The sequence below is a fragment of the Ohtaekwangia sp. genome (assembly GCF_036568665.1).
Classification (GTDB): Bacteria; Bacteroidota; Bacteroidia; order Cytophagales; family Cyclobacteriaceae; genus Ohtaekwangia.
Genome location: NZ_DATCSD010000260.1, coordinates 1 through 18,003, shown reverse-complemented (window position 1 = coordinate 18,003; position 18,003 = coordinate 1). Strand labels below are relative to the sequence as shown.

At 45.0% G+C, this 18,003-nt stretch carries 13 protein-coding genes; 6 read left to right on the top strand and 7 right to left on the bottom strand.

Annotated features, from left to right (window positions below; all coding sequences use genetic code 11):
* Positions 1-144 precede the first annotated feature (144 nt).
* Together VIN08_RS14345 and VIN08_RS14340 are read left to right on the top strand one after the other, a co-directional pair.
* Positions 145-1,494: a sensor histidine kinase gene (locus VIN08_RS14345; RefSeq protein WP_331966385.1), complete on the top strand. Its 1,350-nt coding sequence runs from the start codon at positions 145-147 to the stop codon at positions 1,492-1,494.
* A 135-nt stretch (positions 1,495-1,629) separates the two neighbouring features.
* Complete coding sequence (locus tag VIN08_RS14340) at positions 1,630-1,872, top strand: acyl carrier protein (RefSeq protein WP_331966382.1); 243 nt, start codon at positions 1,630-1,632, stop codon at positions 1,870-1,872.
* 1 nt (position 1,873) lies between these two features.
* On the opposite strand, the gene VIN08_RS14335 is transcribed toward VIN08_RS14340, so the two are convergent.
* Positions 1,874-2,221 (bottom strand): YopX family protein, encoded by a 348-nt coding sequence (locus tag VIN08_RS14335; protein ID WP_331966379.1) that lies wholly within the window; start codon positions 2,219-2,221, stop codon positions 1,874-1,876.
* Positions 2,222-2,242: 21 nt separating this feature from the next.
* Between VIN08_RS14335 and VIN08_RS14330 the strand changes: the two genes are divergently transcribed.
* Both VIN08_RS14330 and VIN08_RS14325 read left to right on the top strand, forming a co-directional pair.
* A complete protein-coding gene (locus tag VIN08_RS14330; protein ID WP_331966376.1) occupies positions 2,243-3,151 on the top strand; it encodes a diacylglycerol kinase family protein in 909 nt (302 codons plus the stop codon).
* Between the two features lie 68 nt (positions 3,152-3,219).
* The gene (locus VIN08_RS14325) at positions 3,220-4,353 is read left to right on the top strand and encodes a DUF2911 domain-containing protein (RefSeq protein WP_331966374.1); all 1,134 of its coding nucleotides are present in this window, start codon (positions 3,220-3,222) and stop codon (positions 4,351-4,353) included.
* Here the strand turns inward: VIN08_RS14325 and VIN08_RS14320 are convergent.
* The 4 genes from VIN08_RS14320 to VIN08_RS14305 form a co-directional block, all read right to left on the bottom strand.
* Positions 4,336-6,249 carry a tetratricopeptide repeat-containing sensor histidine kinase gene (locus VIN08_RS14320; RefSeq protein ID WP_331966371.1) on the bottom strand — a complete coding sequence of 638 codons (1,914 nt, stop codon included), beginning with the start codon at positions 6,247-6,249 and terminating at the stop codon, positions 4,336-4,338. The two genes, VIN08_RS14325 and VIN08_RS14320, sit on opposite strands and share 18 nt — an antisense overlap.
* A 198-nt stretch (positions 6,250-6,447) precedes the next feature.
* Positions 6,448-7,368, bottom strand: coding sequence for a hypothetical protein (locus VIN08_RS14315; RefSeq protein WP_331966368.1), 921 nt, complete (start codon positions 7,366-7,368; stop codon positions 6,448-6,450).
* Between the two features lie 26 nt (positions 7,369-7,394).
* A complete protein-coding gene (locus VIN08_RS14310) occupies positions 7,395-9,077 on the bottom strand; it encodes a SusD/RagB family nutrient-binding outer membrane lipoprotein (protein ID WP_331966365.1) in 1,683 nt (560 codons plus the stop codon).
* A 21-nt stretch (positions 9,078-9,098) separates the two neighbouring features.
* Positions 9,099-12,347, bottom strand: a complete 3,249-nt coding sequence (locus tag VIN08_RS14305) for a SusC/RagA family TonB-linked outer membrane protein (RefSeq protein ID WP_331966362.1) — start codon at positions 12,345-12,347, stop codon at positions 9,099-9,101.
* Between the two features lie 97 nt (positions 12,348-12,444).
* On the opposite strand from VIN08_RS14305, the gene VIN08_RS14300 reads away from it, so the two are divergent.
* A complete protein-coding gene (locus tag VIN08_RS14300; RefSeq protein WP_331966359.1) occupies positions 12,445-12,663 on the top strand; it encodes a hypothetical protein in 219 nt (72 codons plus the stop codon).
* A 370-nt stretch (positions 12,664-13,033) separates the two neighbouring features.
* Here VIN08_RS14300 and VIN08_RS14295 read toward each other — a convergent pair whose 3' ends face one another.
* Together VIN08_RS14295 and VIN08_RS14290 are read right to left on the bottom strand one after the other, a co-directional pair.
* The gene (locus VIN08_RS14295) at positions 13,034-13,666 is read right to left on the bottom strand and encodes a response regulator transcription factor (protein WP_331966357.1); all 633 of its coding nucleotides are present in this window, start codon (positions 13,664-13,666) and stop codon (positions 13,034-13,036) included.
* Entirely contained in the window at positions 13,650-16,610 is a 2,961-nt protein-coding gene (locus tag VIN08_RS14290) for a ligand-binding sensor domain-containing protein (RefSeq protein ID WP_331966354.1), read from the bottom strand. Before VIN08_RS14290 ends, VIN08_RS14295 begins: the two co-directional genes overlap by 17 nt.
* 152 nt (positions 16,611-16,762) lie before the next feature.
* Here VIN08_RS14290 and VIN08_RS14285 point away from each other — a divergent pair.
* Positions 16,763-18,003 (top strand): ABC transporter permease (locus VIN08_RS14285; RefSeq protein ID WP_331966351.1); only part of this gene is annotated, 1,241 nt, incomplete at its 3' end.

The window sequence follows — 18,003 nt, the reverse complement described above, 5'->3', positions numbered from 1 at the left end:
AGGTGTTCGGTGCGTACACTTTTGTATCAATATCGTACATAGTAAATCTTACTTTTAAATTTACCAACTTGCGCATGAATCTTTGCGTTAGAACTCCGGGGGCTGTTACTTTCGTATAAATGATTTTTACTATTACCATTGCTTATGGAATTTAACTGGCGGTCACCAGTAGTACCACGTGTAGCCTTCCTGGCTGCGTCTATTTTTTTGTTTTGCTTCTTTGCCTTCTCGGACAAGAGCTTGGTATACGCGCTTGTTTTTCTGGGGCTGAGTATTTACCAGATCAAGCTGCTTATCGCATACCTTGATCGCTCGCACGAGAACATCGCTTCATTTCTCGACTCGGTAAAATTTGATGATCTCTCCTATTCTTTCAAAACAGAAAGTGACGACCCGATTGTGCGTAAACTTCACCGGGAATTGAATGAAGCTTTGCTGAAGCTGCGCAGCTCTCGCAGCGAAAAAGACTCCGAGTCGTTGTTCTTCAAGAATATAGTGATGCACGTGGGTATCGGCCTCATCGTTTTCAAAGAAGATGGCACGGTAGAGATCTTCAACAGTGCAGCCCGCAAACTTCTCAAGCTTAATCGCATTGAAAATATAAATGACCTCACCGAGGTAAGCGACACGCTGGTAAATGTATTCACCAAACTAAAGACAGGAGGCCGCGAACTGGTGCGCCTCAAGATTGGTGAAGAGATCGTACAACTCTCCATCTATGCGATCGAGCTTACGCTGCGCGGTGAGAATGTAAAACTGATATCGGTGCAGAACATACAAAGTGAATTGGAAGAAAAAGAAATGGAAGCGTGGCAGAACCTGGTGCGTGTGCTCACACACGAGATCATGAACTCTGTTACCCCTATATCTTCACTGGCCGGTATTGTAGAAGAGGAATTAAAGCCGCATATACAGGAGAACAACGGGGTGCCGTTGAGTATAGATCAGCTCAGCGATATACACCTGTCGTTGCAAACTATCAGCAAGCGCAGCGAAGGTCTTATTCATTTTGTGAAGGAGTTTCGTAGCCTTACGTCTATACCCAAGCCACGGCCGGTACAGATTGATGTGCGTACGCTGCTGGATGAGTTAACGATGCTGCATCGAAAAGATGTTAGCGAGAAAAATATCAAACTGGTTATATCGGTATACCCGGAAGACCTGACGATCTCGGCCGACAAAAATATGATCGAGCAGGTGGTGATCAACCTTTTCAAAAATGCGATCCAGGCATTTGAAGACCAGGATGATAAAACGATCGAGCTGCGTGCTTACCTCAATGAGAAATCGCGGCCGGTTATTGCCATTCGCGACAATGGTACGGGCATTGATCCGGAGGCGCTCGAAAAAATATTCATTCCGTTCTTTACTACCAAGAAGACCGGCTCGGGTATAGGGCTCAGCTTGTCGCGGCAGATCATGCGCCAGCATCAGGGCACGTTAAGTGTAAAGTCTACCGTAGGCAAGGGCACGGAATTTTTCATGCGTTTCTGATTCCTCCGGCTACTCAATCTGTAAATTTTATGTGGCTGAAGTTCCGATCTTTACCGTGCCGGTGGCATTGGTAAAGTTGGAAAATTAGAAATTTGGAATGCTTTTAATACATTTGCCCCAACATAACATCACGCTATGCAAGACATTCCGCAGAAAGTCACCAAAATCCTGACAGAAAAACTCGGCATCGCAGCATCTGAAATTACCCCTGAAGCCAATTTTGTAAAAGACCTCGGAATCGATTCGCTCGACTACGCAGAAATTGTGATGGAATTTGAACAGACATTCGACATCCGTATTCCGGATGATGATGCTGAAAAATTGCAGACATACGGACAGGCTGTAAAGTATATCGAAGAGAAGGTAAAGAAGAAATAGATCAATTCTTCTCCGACTCGAAGTAACTGCAAAGTCGCACGGCATTCTTTGCCAGTGCCATTGATAGTGGCTGAGAAGCAGAAGACTCATATACTTTTACAACATGCCACGAAGCCGGGTCCCCCTGCCAGGCTATAATATACCGGTCGGTGCCTATAAGCACCATGTCTCTATCATATAGTTCTTCCCCTGTCTTATCATAGAGGCCGGTAAACTGAAGCAGTATATGATTTTTTTTCACCAGCTCCCCTTTCACACAATCAATACTATTGAGCCGCATGAGTAGCTTTGTCTCTATATTCCAGGCCTTGAACAATAACTTTCTGGCCGATTGAAAATCCGTTTCCATAAAAATTAGTAATGTTGAGCCGTGAACAACGAAGGTAAGAAGGTATTATTCATTGTCAACAAATATGCAGGTACCGGGTATCAACCCGCTGTTGAAGGGCGCATCATCGATGCATGCGTCAAGAACAATGTTGAGTGTACAGTAGAGTTTACGCAGGCGCCCGGTCATGCGATCGAGCTGGCGGAAGCTGCAAAGCGGCAAGGCTTTGATTTTGTAGTAGCCGTGGGTGGCGATGGAACCATTAACGAAGTAGCACGCGGTGCATTGAAAGGTGCTATACCCATGGGAATTATACCCAGAGGTTCCGGCAACGGACTGTCACGACACCTCGGTATACCACTCACTGTAGAACAGGCAGCCCTATCGTTGTTTGACAGCTCTATACTCAACATGGATACGTTTACCGTGAATGGCAAGCTATCGCTGAATGTTTCCGGCATTGGTTTCGATGGACATATAGCCAACCTCTTTGGTGGCAAAACCAAACGCGGTCTTACAGGCTATGTAAAGCTTACCGTAGAAGAATTTTTTGCCTTTCGCGAATTTGATATGGAGTTGTCGATCGATGGCAAGACTTTTTCGCGCAGTGCATTTATACTGGCCATTGCCAATTCTTCGCAGTATGGCAACAACGCGCGTATAGCTCCGGCTGCTTCGGTACGCGATGAGTTACTGCACGTAACGCTGGTAAAAAAAGTACCGGCCTATCGTATTGATTTTGTATACAACATGTTTACCGGTGGTTTAGGTAATTCTTCTTTCTGCGAGATGTGGGAAGGTAAATCTATTACTGTTAAAACATCCAGACCTATAGCCTTTCACGTGGATGGTGAACCGAGCGGACACGACACTGAATTTACAATTACGGTTTTACCTGCCGCTCTTCAGGTTTTAGTGCCGAACAAAACCTTGCAAAAAGGAACGCTATAAATCCCTCGCGCTGGGTGAGATCGAGTGTTAACGATAATCGTTTAATTACCGAACATAAACCCACCGCTATGAAAAAGATTTTAGCATCCGTTCTGGCTCTTGCAGCAGGCTTTTATGCTGCAGCACAAAGCATCTCTTTACCACCCAGTGGCGACAACCAGAAGTCCGTTGTAACACAATGGATCGGTCCTGCATCCGTCACGATCGAGTATAGCAGCCCCAACGTACATGGTCCAGGTGGCGAAGATCGCAAAGGGCATATATGGGGCGAACTGGTACACTATGGATTTATAGACCAGGGCTACGGCACCTCTAAAGCAGCACCGTGGCGTGCCGGTGCCAACGAGAATACGATCATCACTTTCTCGCACGATGTAAAAATAGCGGGTAAAGATCTGAAGGCCGGTAAATATGGACTCTTCCTCGATGTAGAGAAAGATGGTCCGTGGACATGGATCTTCTCAAAAACTTCCGATCGCTGGGGAAGTTATTACTACGATCCGAAAGATGATGCCCTGCGCGCACAAACCGCTCCGCAGGATGCCGAGTATACCGAGTACCTCACCTATAGCTTTGGCGATCGCGAATCCAATGCAGCGGTTGCTTTTCTGCAATGGGAGAACAAGCGTATACCTTTTAAGATAGAAGTGCCGAATGTAAATGAACTATATATAGCCAAGATTCGCGGTGAGCTGATGGGCGACCGTATGGGCTTCGACTATACTCCGTGGATGGACGCTGCGCAGTTCTGCGCGCAAAACAAGATAAACCTGGAAGAAGCACTCACATGGGCTGATAATGCTATCAGCGGTACATTTATAGGGCGCGAAGATTTTGCCTCGCTGCAAACCAAAGCACTTGTGCTATATGCCATGAAGCGCGATGCAGAAGCGGATGCTGTAATGGACAAGGCTATAAAATTACCAACAGCACATGTACCCGATGTGCACCAGTATGGAAGATCATTGCTGGCTGCCGGCAAGAGTGCGAAGGCGATGGAAGTATTTAAACTCAACCGTCAGTTACACCCGGATGATAAGTTTACTACCTATGTAGGTCTCGCCCGCGGATATACTGCATTAGGCGATAAAAAGAACGCTATCAAAAACTGGGAGATCGCCATCAAGAATATACCTGATAATCAAAAGGCGAATTTAGCGGCATACGAAGCCGAAGTGAAAAAATTAAAAGGAGGAGCTTAGTGCTCCTTCTTCTTTTTTAATGCGCGACATATCGAGCTTGAGGCGGAAGGTAAACGTAGTGCCCTTGCCTTCGGCACTCTCTACAGATATACTTCCTTCATTGTGCTCTATAAATTCTTTGATCAGCAGCAATCCTATACCAACGCCTTTCTCCTGGTTGGTTCCTAATTTTGTAAAGTGTGTTTCGGCATTAAAGAGTTTTACCACATCGGATGCACGCATACCTACACCGGAGTCTGATACGGATACTTCCATATAGTTACCAAATTGCTTCTGCGAGATCACAATCATGCCCTGTTTCGCATTGAACTTGATGGCGTTGGAGATCAGGTTACGGAAGATCATGCGCAGGTGATTCTTGTCTACCACCACATGCTGATCGTTTTCCAATTCGTTGAGTATAGATACATCTTTACTCTTGGCAGCTTCAGCATACAGGGCTATCATTTCATCCGCTACATGCTTTACGGAAGTAGGCTCCATATTTACCTGCAACCCTTTCAATTGAGACTGTGCCCAGTATAAAAGATTCTCCAGATTTTCCTGCACAGCATCTAGACTTAACTTCAAGGTATTAGACGCCTGCTGAAATTCTTCTTGTGTAAGACCAGTCTCTCCTACCAGGTTCATCAACCCGCGTAAGCTCGCGAGAGGCCCGCGCAAATCATGACTGATGATCGAGAAGAGTTTATCTTTCGTATCGTTCATGTTGCTGAGCTGCAACGCCTGCTGTGCAATCTCTATATTCTTCTCAGCGAGATTATCATGCGATCGTTTTCTGAGACGGTTATTATAAAACAGCACGCTGGCCAGCATCAATACAAGACTTAAGCAGCCAAACGAAAAGTATATCCACACGCGTTGGTTGTTGATCTCTTCCTGTTTCAGCTCGGCATCTTTTGTAAGCAGCTCGATCTGTGTTTCTTTTATTTCAGAATCGAAGCGCGCCTGTTGCAACGCCAGGTATTCGCTGTTACGCTTGTCGTACAACGAGTCGTGTATACGCTGATAGGCTGTTTGATATTCCAGTGCCTTGATGTGATTTTTCTTGGCTATAAAAGCCTGCGCGATCAATTTATAGGTATTCTCCAGTTCATCCTGGTAGCCATACTTTTTAGCCAGCGCTACATTCTCGAAGAAAAACTGTAAGGCACGGTCGGTATGATTTTGCTGCAGGTATAGATTCCCTATACGGCGAAGTATCGATGCCTGGTGATAGGTTTTACCATCCATGCGTGCCAGCAGCAAAGCTCTTTCAAATTTTTCGAGCGCACCTTTATAGTCCTTCTTGAACATATCGATATCGCCCAGTGCACGCAGCACCGCGCTCTTGCTATAATTATTACCGGTTTTGTTACTCAGATCAAACGCGCGCTGCGCATAGATACGTGCCGAATCGTATTGATTGGTGCGCAATAACACATAGGCTATATTACTCAACGTGCGGGCTGCTGTGGCATGGTCGCCAATCTTTTCATTCAGGGCATAGGTGCGTCTGAAATACACAATGGCCTGCTGGTATAATTTCTGGTCGAAATATATAGCAGCAATGCTGTTGAGACTTCGCGCCATGGTAGTGCTGTCAAATTGCAGCTCGCTGATAGCAAGGGCATCCGTAGAAAGTTGAAAGGCTTCTGAAAGATTTCCGAAACGATAGTATATCCAGCCGAGATTTTCTTTAGCGGGAGCAAGCCCTGCTTCGTAATTTAATTTACCGGCAAGGTCATGTGCCTGACGTGCATAGTGTAGTGCCTTTGTATTATTCCGCTCGCGCAGAATAGTAACAAGTTTATTGAGATAGAGAACTTTGGTCGTATCATCAGGGGCAGTTCTTATGATATTTTCCAGGCTATCCGCTCGCTGATATTGGCACAAACCAATTCCAGGAAGCAGCAAAAGGATTAAGGTAATCGACCTTAAAGGCATATTCCAGTAAAAGTATCTTGCAACTAAGGAATGTTAGGGATGACTTTCCTAAAAAAAGTACCTAAAAACCTACATAAGACTTTTCAGAATAAAATTGCTAAAAAGGAAGTAAAGGAGGCTGCCTCCTCGCGAAGACAGCCTCTTATTCACTGATTTTAAAGGTGTTAGTTATTTTTTGGTGAATGTGAGTGTACAATCAAAGCCTCCAAAGCAATCCGGATTAGAATACCTGACATTTACGGTAAACTGGCTATCGTTCAGATCATCATATAATCCTGGACCCAAGTCATCTATATCTGATGTAACTACATCCACGTTACTTCCCCCACCACATCCAAGCCCTATACTTTGTGTCTGAACAAATACCCTACCGCAAGTGAGGTCGAAATTGAAACCGATGCCCGAGAACACATTGTCCGGATCGAGGGTCCATGTACCAGTAAATGTACGTTGAACCGGATTAGCCGCTACAGTTTCCAATACCACATCTCCGGCAAACAGTCCGCAGTCGTCCGTAATGGTATAGGTACCGGTAAACGGAGATGATACAGAACATACCATCGGAAAATTCAACTGCCCGGTATAGCTGGTGGTTCCTCCGGAAGGGAAGTATGAGTTTTCGGTATTGATATAAGATTCGCCTCCCAGCTCCAATGTATCCGGGTATATATTTCCGTTTTCCAGCTCCACTACATTATATATAGTAAATACATCGCCACCACCCAGTGTTGAGGGATCTATATTGGCAGCGCTTGCAAACTGTGAAAGCGGAATGGTGATCTTCGAGGTACCATCATTGGTAAGCGTAGAACCATCGATCTCTGCCAGATTATAGCGCCACGTACGTGAATTATTGAGGAACTGGTATAGCTCGACAACTACATTTACTTTCTTGATGTTGTTGGTCTCAGAGTACATCGTGAAAGTAACACTCGGGTCACTATCCGCCAGGTTGAACGAAGTAGCATTCGGAATCATTCTGAACTCAAATCCTTTTTGAGATTGATCGATGCCGAGCTTGCCCTGCTCTTCGCATGCAAACAAGATCGCGAGGCCAAACAATACTGATGAATATATAATCTTCTTCATGGTAATTTTCTTTTATAGTTATTCCATCACTCCATCCAGAATGGCTTGGCATCGTTGCTCGTCACTACTTTCTGCGCAGGTGCATTGCTGTTTACTGCGAGGTTGTTGGTAGGCCATGGAAAAGCAAACGGATAATCTTTGGTACGAATAGTAAAACTGAGATTGTCGGTATTACCATCGTATAGCTGCGGATAGCCTGTTCTTCTATAGTCGGTATACATATCTACACCCCAGCCAAAACTGGCAATCCATTTCTGCGTCATGATGTGTTCCAGTTTACCGGCATCATCGGCAGCATCATACGCAGTGAGCACGGCATTTACATACGCATCGCGCGCAGTAGTAGAAATTACCGGAGCACCAACACCATCAGCTATCTCATTCACTTTGGCAAAGGCCGCGCGTATACCATCGCGCAATGCCAACCGTGCATCGCCCGTTGCAGCACCTGTCAGGAATAATTCTGCCTCTATAAATTTCACGGCATAGTAATTCAGCAAACGTTGTGGTGTTTGCGGATAGCCATCAAAGTTGGAAGCGCCTCCTTCACCATCATCATATTTACCACCTACCGGATATAGGCCAACCACAGTCTGCGAACGTCCCTGTCCATAGCCTTCATTCGGATCTATATCCAGCGAGAAAGCAAAAATGGAAACCATACCTGTTCCCTGCAGCGCAGGTTCCTTGATCACAAAATCGCCTGAGTTCGGATCTACATACCCATAGCAATACGTGCATGGATTTTCCGGAGAGCTTGCTGCACTTACTTCACCAATCTGATTATAGAAGTAATACGGTATACGAGGATCTCTCACACCAATCTTTCCACCATAATCCGGATGATCGAATGTGTTAAGATTCGCCATGATCTCGTAGAAGTACGGACTGATATAGTAGTTCGCAGTACCGGGTGCCCACTCCTGTACATAACCTGGATTACGATTATCAGGTCCTACACTTGTTCCATACTCCATCTCAAAATCTTCGGCTGCACTGCTGATAAAATTATCTTCTGCTATCAGGGCATCTACTTCTGCCGATACATCCTGTACATGCCGCACCTGGTTATATAGTTTCAGTTTTACAGAATTAACAAACTTGATCCACAGGTCTGTATCACCGCCATAGAAGAGATCTTCATTGCCCACTTCGAAGATGGATTCTTTCTGCAGGTTTGCTTTGGCATCATCCAGCAACTGGAATAGCTGCGGGTATATATCTTCACCTTTATCATATTTCGGCAACAATATCTCGGGTGATTTGTGTGCTTCCGAGTATGGCACATCGCCCCATACATCCACCATCAAACTATAGCTATAGGCTTTCATCGCCTGTGCTATACCGAGGTAGGGCCATGCTTCCTGTTCGGTTGCTTTCTTAATGATACTCTCGTTATCCGCCAATGCACGCGTATAGAGTATCAACCACGGAGATTGTACACCACCGTCAGTTCCCTGTACACCATAGTCATTCTGATTACTGCGCTGCACAATCTGGTGCATATAGGTGCTGGTGATCTGCGATAAGCCCGCAGTACTGGTACCCAGAGAGCCGGCCATATCGAGTTGTACAGAAGGCAACAACAACTCCAGTGATACATCCAGCGGATTGCTCGGATCATCGTTGATGTCCAGGAAATGTTTTTCGCAGCTCAACATGGTAAAGCATGCCAGGGCAGCTGCTATTTTATATACTTTCAATTTCATGTGACTCTAATTTTTAAGTGATTAAAAAGTTGCCCGCACGGTCACAGCAAATCGTCTGGCAGAAGGTGTTGTGCTATATTCTATACCCTGCACATTGCGCGCACCAAACTGGTTGGTTTCCGGATCGTAGTTAAGATCCTTCGGCATGTGCGGAGAATAATTCCAGAGATTTCTTCCGGTGAGTCCTATACTTACACCACCAAAGGGTGTGCGTTGCAAAAGCGATTTCGGAAAAGCATAGGTGAGTGAAGCTTCGCGTAGCCTGTACGTTGTGGCATCAAATACAGACCATTCATCTGCCGCATTTACTGCGAAGGTCTCACCGAAGTATAGCGAGTTTACTTCGATCATGGTCTGGTTAGGGATTTTATTACCGGCATCATCCAGGTAAGGCTGGAAAGTCTGCGGATTTCCATATACACCTTTCAGTATCGCGTTACCTTCACGATCGGCCTGGTAAGCCAACACACCGCGACCTAAAATAGAATTGGCCGTTGTTGAAAACAGATCGCCTCCCTGGCGCAGATCCCACAAGGCAGAAAGTGTAAATCCTTTAAAGCTTACGGTATTGGTTATACCGAGTATAAAATCAGGATTCGGATTGCCAATGATTTCAGGATCGAGTTTGCGTATAAACTGTCCGTTGGATGGATCAATCAGCAGATTGCCTTCATCATCGCGTACATCTACTGTGCCCAGCAACTGACCATACTGTTGCCCCGGACGATGTACTGATATAACAGAACCTGTAAAGCCCGAACCAAACTGTATTTCGCTTACACCCGCACGAAGTTCTTCAATAACGTTACGGTTACGCGTAAAGGAACCAAGCACTGTCCACGTTAAGCCATTGCTTAGTTTTACCGGTGTCACTTCCACACCCAGCTCTATACCTTTGTTGGTTACTGTACCAAAGTTGGTAAGCTGCGCCTGGAAGCCTGTCTCTTCGGGTAAAGATATCTGTGCTATCTGATCGCTTGATCGTTTGTTATAGTACGTGAAATTTATACCTATACGATCGTTAAAGAAGCGAACATCAAAACCGGTTTCTATTTCGCGTGTGCGTTCAGGTTTCAGGTTCGGATCTGCCAGCACAGCACTTTGCCCTGCGGTAGGTATAGTAGCTCCACCGGCCGGAGTAAACGGCCTGCCGGCTGCATTGCCGGTAACATTATCATAATCGTTTACGATATATACTGTATTGAGCAGATACGGATTAGTATCATTACCCACCGTAGCCCAGCCTCCCCGTAGTTTGATCGAGTTGAAGAAACCAGACTCAAGTCCCAATGCTTCGTTGAGTATAATAGAAGCATTCGCTGCAGGATAGAAGAAGCTTCTGTTCTTCACCGGCAAGGTTGATGACCAGTCGTTACGACCGGTGAGTGTTACGAATGCCCAGTTCTTATAGCCTACACTTATATCGGTATAAAAACCATAGAGTCTTCTGCGCGAATAGCTTCCGCCATTGGGCGTTACATCGTTGGTGTTATCTATATCATCGATGTTGAACACAACATAGCCTACACCATTTACGGATTGTGACTGACTGGTGCGTTGGTTCACATTCCAACCCAGTAAAGCGCGCACATTGAAGTTCTCCCCTATATCTTTGGTAACTGTGGTGATGAGGTCGGAGTTGATCTCATCGGTAGTAACATTGAGTTCTGTAATTGTTCCCAGCGGACTACCTGCACCATTGGGTCGTTGAAACTCAACCTGTCGTTGTGAGAATGCATTCATACCAATGCGATACGATACATTCCACCAATCGAATATATCATACGATGCATTGACCGATGCTACATAGCGATCTACTTTACCACGTATACCTGTATTCTTTACCGACCAGTATGGATTGTTTACCTGGTCTCTTCCTACCATGAACTCACTTCCGTTATCTACCGGGTTTTGATAGGGTTGTCCCTGCACATCCCAGTTACGCCCGAAATATAGTGTGCGTGCAAAAGCAGAAGGATCGCCCGAGGTAGCACTTGGTGCACCACTCAACACACCGTTTTGTACAGATCGTGTATAGGCAAGATTAGCACCGATGATCACACCATTCGCCAGTGTGGTCTTTCCACCGAGACTGATATTGTGACGAAGGAATTTTGTTTCTGGAACGAAACCGCGTTGATCAAGTTGAGAGAGTGTTACCGATACTGCCGACTTTTCATTACCTCCGGATATAGAGATGGAGTTCTCTGCTATACGACCGGTTTCAAAAAAATCTTTTACGTTGTTGGGATATGCCCTATAGGGAACTTTCTTTCCATCAAAATTACTCATGCCGTTACGACCGGCATACCAGTGTGGTATAGAATCCAGTGTAGCATACGGCCGTGTACCTATAAATGGCGCACCCCACGAGCCGTTGGCCTGTGCATACGAAAAGTTAGAACCTGTTCCGTATGTATTTTGAAAGTTCGGCAGGTTGGCAATTTTTTCAATGCCGTATGTTCCGCTATAGGTAATCTCCAAACCCTTCTTGGAAGCAGAAGCAGAGCCCGACTTGGTGGTAATAACAATCACACCGTTGGCAGCACGAGCACCATACAACGCAGCGGCTGTTGCTCCTTTCAGTATAGACATCGACTTGATATCGTTCGGATCAAGATCGGATATACGACTGGAGAATGCACCACCGGATGTAAGACCACCGGTGTTAAGGTTGGTACCTTCGGTAGTTACATAGTCGTTGTTATAGGGTATACCATCTACTACAAACAACGGCTGGTTGTTGTTTAACATGGATGAGTTACCACGAATGGTAATGCGGGTAGAACTTCCGGGCGCACCGCTGGAGGAAATGATATTTACTCCCGGCACTTTACCGGTAAGTGCGCGCAGCGGATCAGGTTCTGATACCTGCTGTACTTTATTACCATTTACGGTTTCTACCGAATAGCCCAGCGCTTTCTTCTCGCGCTCTATACCTACGGCAGTAACAACCACTTCACCGAGTTGCGTCATGTCCTGGTGCATCTGTACATCCACCGAAGTGCGTTGTGCTACTTCCAGTTCCTGTGTTACCAGGCCTATAAATGAAAAGATAAGTATACCTCCGGATGCGGGTACACTCAGCGAGTAACTACCGTTCACATCTGTTACCGTTCCGGTGGTGGTGCCTTTCACCACTACATTTACACCGGGCAAGGGGGTGCCGTCTTCCGCGGCTGTTACCTTGCCGGTAACAGTTCGATCCTGTGCCCATGCTATCGTAAGATGCAAGAGGCAACAGAAGCATGCTAGTAAAATCTTCCTCATACAAGTTGGGGGTTAATTAGAAATAAACTCCACCCGACAATTGACAAGCGATCGTCAGGATGTTATATCAAAACTCCCAAAAGCACGAACCAAATAAATGACCAGCCGGTCGGTATATTCAAAAGGTATATATACCGAGCCTTTCGTTATAAAATTACACCGCGTGTGGAATAACGCTTTGCTTACCGGTATTTACACAACTGATAAAAAGAACATGGGGGATATAGGTATATATAGGGAATGTATAGATGCATGTATAAACGTATATGATCCGGAACGATCACGGCTATACATTCTCCTGAAGGAAGTAGTATAGGGATGCACTATAAATAAAAAAAGCCCCTCCGTCTGAGGGGCTGAATCCTTCTGAATTTTTTTTCATTAACCTAAACTTATGAAGAAAATTCTACTTGTATGAGGAAGGATCGTGACGTAAAGTTTAAACCTTGTATAGTAAATTCTATCACCCAAGACGGTTGATTTTTTTTATTTCCGTTGATAGTTAATCGTTACAAGTTATTCGTGAAGGCAAAAAAGTATAAAGCAAAAAAAGCTGAAAGTGGAAAGTATATACAGACAACGCTGCTTTACGCTTTCCACTTTCAGCTTTATGCTTACTCCGTTATTCTTAAAACAATTAACTGATAACTTTTAACGGTTAACGGTTAACTGACAACGCTTAACGACTATATGAGTTTCTCCAGATTCGCCTTCGCTATAGCTTCAGACTTACTGTTCACCTGCAGCTTGGAGTATATATTCTTGATGTGTGTTTTGGCGGTCTCTTTCGAGATAAAGAGTTCTTCCGAGATCTGCGTATAGGTCTTTCCTTCCGAGATGAGTTGGAGTATCTCGGTTTCGCGCTTCGTTAGCGGTGAGTTGGGATTCACATGAAAATTATCGATCACCATACGTGCTATGCGACTGCTCATCGGAGCGCCACCTTTTACAATTTCTTCGAGTGCGGCCAGCAATTCCATATAGTTGGCACTCTTGGTAATATACCCGGATGCGCCTGCCTTTAATGCTTCAAACACCAGCTCACTGTCTTCATAAACGGTAACCATAACGATATCGGTATGCGGGCTCTTGTCTTTTATTATTTTCGTTCCCTGTATACCATTCATACCAGGCAGCTCTACATCCATCAGCACAATTTCCGGTTTATCGCGATTCAGGTTATCGATCGCTTCTTCGCAGCTGCCATAGGCATTTACCACCATAAATTTTTGCGAGCTGTTCACAATCAGCGTAAAACTGTTGCGTATCTCCTGATCGTCTTCCACGATCATGACGCGTTTCTTAAAGGGCAAGGCCATACTTGAGCGTTTTGGTTAGTTTGAAGTTTAGGGTGATTTTGGTTCCATGATGCTTCACACTGGTTATACGTAAAACACCACGAATCCTATCGGCCCTTTCGCGAATATTTTGAAGACCATTCGATTTTTCTATCTCACCGGTCAAAAACCCTATACCATCATCTTCAAAACTCATTTCAAAACCATCCAGCTCCGATCGTCTCAACAACAAAGTAACGTTGCGCGCTTCCGAATATTTAAAAGCATTCGTCATCGCTTCCTTGAAAATAAGATTCGCCTCACGGCTAAACCCATACGGAAGCTTGATCTTCTCTTTTACTTCATTAAAAGCGCGAAACTGTATATTCTTTTCCTCAAATAATTTTTCTCCAAAGTCACGGATATGTATAAATAACTTCGACAACTCATCATTTACCGGATCGATAGACCAGATAAAATCGCGCGTACCGGTATATAAATATTTTGCCGAATCTTCTACCTTGGTATATAGATCCGTGCTTCCATTACCGTTGCTGCTGCCGTTGCCGTTACCGTTCAGCTTGAGCAGGCTTATATAGTTGATGATGCGCGTAAGCTGGTTGCCCATTTCATCATGAAAGTCGCGGGCAATTTCTTTTCGCAACGTCTCCTGCTCTTTTACCCGTATACGCTCCAGCATCAGCATCTTGTTCACTTTCTGGCGAACACGCAGATATAGTATAAGCGTAACGATGCCGGCTAGCAAAATCACAAGGCCTACCATGAACGAGGCCGATTGATAAAAAGGCGCTTTGATAGAAAACGGATATGCTATCTTTTTATAGCTCCAGCTTCCCTGCTTATCGGTGCTCATTACATGAAGCACATAATTACCCGGAGGCAAATTGCTGTAGGTAACTTCTGTCATCGAAGAAGGCTGCGACCACTTCTTATCAAAATTCTCCAGGTAATATTTAAACTTTACCGACTTCGGATACCGCTTGTCTACCCTGTTGAAATAGAAAGTAACATGGTTCTTATCAGGAGGAAGTTTCATATTTACCGGTATCTTGAAAAATCCTTCCGTTGTATCCGAGTATATACGCGGATCGTATTCACCATAAAATATCTGCACATCGGTAAGATGAAGATCGAAGGACCTTGCCGGCATCTTGCTGATGTCGTTGAACTCGTACAGACCATCTACCAATCCGAAATATTTACTCTTCGGTGAGAGCTCAAAAGCATTCAGGTTCGTTTCTACTCCCGTCAGTCCGTTGTCGTAACCAAAATACAGGTTCTCCTCTATCTCCAGGTTATGCGCCAGTCGTACGCGATTTATACCTTTCTCCGTGCCGATCCATAATTTTTTCTTCTCATCTTCTGCGGCAAAGTATATAAAATCAGAAGCGAGCCCTTCCTGTGTTGTCAGAAATTTCCGATAGCGCGTCTTCGGGTTAAATACTACAACCCCGGCACCGCCGGTTCCCAATGCCAGTAAAGAATCCTGGTAAGGAAGTATACTCAGCACGGAAGTATTGTTTAATCCCGGAATCTGCAACACTCCAATCTTGTCGTTACGGATCGTTTGTATATTGATGTCGGTGGCTATATATAAAGTTTTATACTTCTTCGAATAATGTAAGTGCCAGATGCCGTTGCTCAGCAAACCGTTGGCTGTGGTATAATTGGTAAACGACTGCCCATCAAACCGCGACAAGCCGCCACCGGTTCCTACCCACAAGTTACCCTCCTCATCAAATTCTATAGCCGATATACTATTGCCGGGCAAACCCTCTGCGCGTGTAAACCAATCGAATTTATCATGCACGCTATCGTAACGGCCAAGGCCATACATGGAACCGACCCAGATGGTTCCGTCAGGTGCCTGCTTCACTACACCTATACTATTACGACTCGTTTCATGTTTATCGGTATAGGATGTAGTTTTTCCCTTGCTGATTTTCCAAACACCTTTATTCAAGGTGCCCAGCCATTTTGCTCCACTGCAATCAGTAAGTATAGTCATCACACCACGCAAGTTCTCTGAGCTGCAACGATTAAAGTCCTGAATAAAATATTTATAGAGACCACGACCATCCGAAGCAAGCCAGGTATTTCCTTCGGAGTCATTTACTACCTGCAATACAGAAACATCGCGCAATACCGTGTCGCGTTTTACTTCATCGCCTTGTACTACATCGCGAAAGAGGTTGTTACCATCACGCGTCCAGAAGAAATCATCTTTCTCATCGTAGTATAAGATCATGTTTCTGATCGGCAGGCTGAACGGTTCAATGGTATGTTTTTTATGATTGATGAGAAAATACCCGTTGCTGGTGCGCAGCGCAATCTTGCCTTTATACTCAAACGGGAAATATATTTTGCCGATCTCATCGGAGAGAGTTACCTCATATTCATCATTCGGGCCAAGCACATGGCATGTGCCATCGCTCATAAAGAAACAGTGTACCCCCACCGTTGTGTGATGTGATTTCCAGATAAGTTTATTCGGTACAAGCGGGCGCGCCCAATAATATAATGAATCGCGATAGATCTTGCCGAGGCCGCCATGCGCTACTATAAATATAGAGTCGTTGCGCTCATATATTCTGCGATAGCCGGGGTTCTGAAATTTGGGATCGTGAAAGCGTTTAAAGGAATGACCGTTGAAGCGCGTAATGCCGTGTGCGTGCAGTATCCACAAGTTGTTATGCTTATCTAACAGCAGTGAAGATATATCGTTGGAGAGGAGTCCGTCTTTGGTAGTATATACTTTAAATTCCTTGCCATCAAAACGCGCAAGCCCGCCACCTTGTGTCGCCATCCACAAGTAGCCGTTCTTATCTTCTACGAGCGAGCGCACCTGCGACTGCGGTAATCCATCCACAGCAGTATAATTGCGGGTGGAGTACAGGAAGTTCTGTGCAAAACTCGTTTTCGCAAAAACAAGGAACAATCCAACCACCAGACAAAATCTGCTCATACCAATATTCTTACAAAGAACGTTCATCTCGAATGAAGTGTTATCACGCGTCTTTCGGTATTTAACTTTTATTGCCATTCACAAAAAAAATAGAAAATCGTGCAACCGGAACACGCTATCTTGAGTCTTAGGAAAGATTTAACGTCCGGATTATGATTAAGAACTACTTGCTCATTGCACTTCGCAGCCTGCGAAAACATCTCTCGTACGCGCTTATCAACATATTGGGGCTAAGCCTCGGGCTGGCTACATGCCTTTTGCTCGTTATCTGGATCGGCCACGAACTAAGTTACGATAAGTTTCATGAAAAGGCATCCCGAATTTACAGGGCATCGCTTGAATATAGTTTCGGAGGACAAACCTCCAAAACATCGGTGTCGCCAACGGCCCTGCTACCGGCCGTACAAAAGAATTTTGCCGAAGTGGAAACCGGTGTGCGTCTCTATAATCCTTCTGAATGGACAGCCTATGTATTGCAGAAAGATGATAAGCATTTTCAGGAGAGTCGCTTCTTCTATGCTGATAGTACGCTGTTCAACGTACTATCTTTTCCACTGCTGAAAGGCAATCCGGATAAAGCACTTACTCAACCCAACTCGGTAATTTTTACCCGATCCATGGCCAAAAAATATTTCGGCAATGAAGATGTAGTGGGCAAAACTATATTGGTAAACAACAAGCAGGAATATACTATTACCGGTTTAACAGAAGATGCGCCCAGCAACTCGATCTTTCAATATGATTTTATTGGTTCGTTCTCTTCACTGAACGCATCGCGCGAACAGATCTGGTGGAGTGCCAATTACGAAACGTTTATATTACTGGCACCGGGCGCGAGCATCTCTTCACTTGCAGAAAAGACCAATGCCCTGGTAAAAAAAGAGCTGGCATCTGAGTTAACCAATCCGGGCGATTATGTAGTATATAATTACCTGCCACTAACTGATATATACCTGCGGTCGGATATGGACGAGAGCAGTGTTGTAAGCGACATTCAGTATATCTATATATTTGGTGCTATTGCTTTTCTGGTGCTGGTCATTGCCTGCATCAACTATATAAATCTGGCTACAGCCCGTGCAGCAGATCGCGCCCGCGAAGTAGGTATACGCAAAGTAGTAGGTGCGCTTCGCCCGCAGTTGTTTCTGCAATTCATCAGCGAATCGATGATCATTACCTATATAGCCTTGTTCATTGCCTTTATACTCGCTAAAGTCGGCTTGCCCTTCTTCAACGAGATGACTGGTAAATCGCTGGACTCCGCTCTCTTCATTAACCCCACTTTTATAACGGTAGCCCTGCTGGGCGCCACAGTAGTAGCATGGATCGCGGGGGCTTATCCGGCATTTGCCATTACTGCCTTTAAACCGGTGAGCGTATTGAAAGGTAATTT

What these genes read in the sequence shown, in the direction of transcription:
- VIN08_RS14310 (WP_331966365.1), bottom strand. Translation starts at nt 9,077, where the DNA reads ATGAAATTGAAAGTATATAAAATAGCAGCTGCCCTGGCATGCTTTACC.
- VIN08_RS14345 (WP_331966385.1), top strand. Translation starts at nt 145, where the DNA reads ATGGAATTTAACTGGCGGTCACCAGTAGTACCACGTGTAGCCTTCCTG.
- VIN08_RS14335 (WP_331966379.1), bottom strand. Translation starts at nt 2,221, where the DNA reads ATGGAAACGGATTTTCAATCGGCCAGAAAGTTATTGTTCAAGGCCTGG.
- VIN08_RS14290 (WP_331966354.1), bottom strand. Translation starts at nt 16,610, where the DNA reads ATGAGCAGATTTTGTCTGGTGGTTGGATTGTTCCTTGTTTTTGCGAAA.
- VIN08_RS14300 (WP_331966359.1), top strand. Translation starts at nt 12,445, where the DNA reads ATGACCAGCCGGTCGGTATATTCAAAAGGTATATATACCGAGCCTTTC.
- VIN08_RS14315 (WP_331966368.1), bottom strand. Translation starts at nt 7,368, where the DNA reads ATGAAGAAGATTATATATTCATCAGTATTGTTTGGCCTCGCGATCTTG.
- VIN08_RS14305 (WP_331966362.1), bottom strand. Translation starts at nt 12,347, where the DNA reads ATGAGGAAGATTTTACTAGCATGCTTCTGTTGCCTCTTGCATCTTACG.
- VIN08_RS14295 (WP_331966357.1), bottom strand. Translation starts at nt 13,666, where the DNA reads ATGGCCTTGCCCTTTAAGAAACGCGTCATGATCGTGGAAGACGATCAG.
- VIN08_RS14340 (WP_331966382.1), top strand. Translation starts at nt 1,630, where the DNA reads ATGCAAGACATTCCGCAGAAAGTCACCAAAATCCTGACAGAAAAACTC.
- VIN08_RS14325 (WP_331966374.1), top strand. Translation starts at nt 3,220, where the DNA reads ATGAAAAAGATTTTAGCATCCGTTCTGGCTCTTGCAGCAGGCTTTTAT.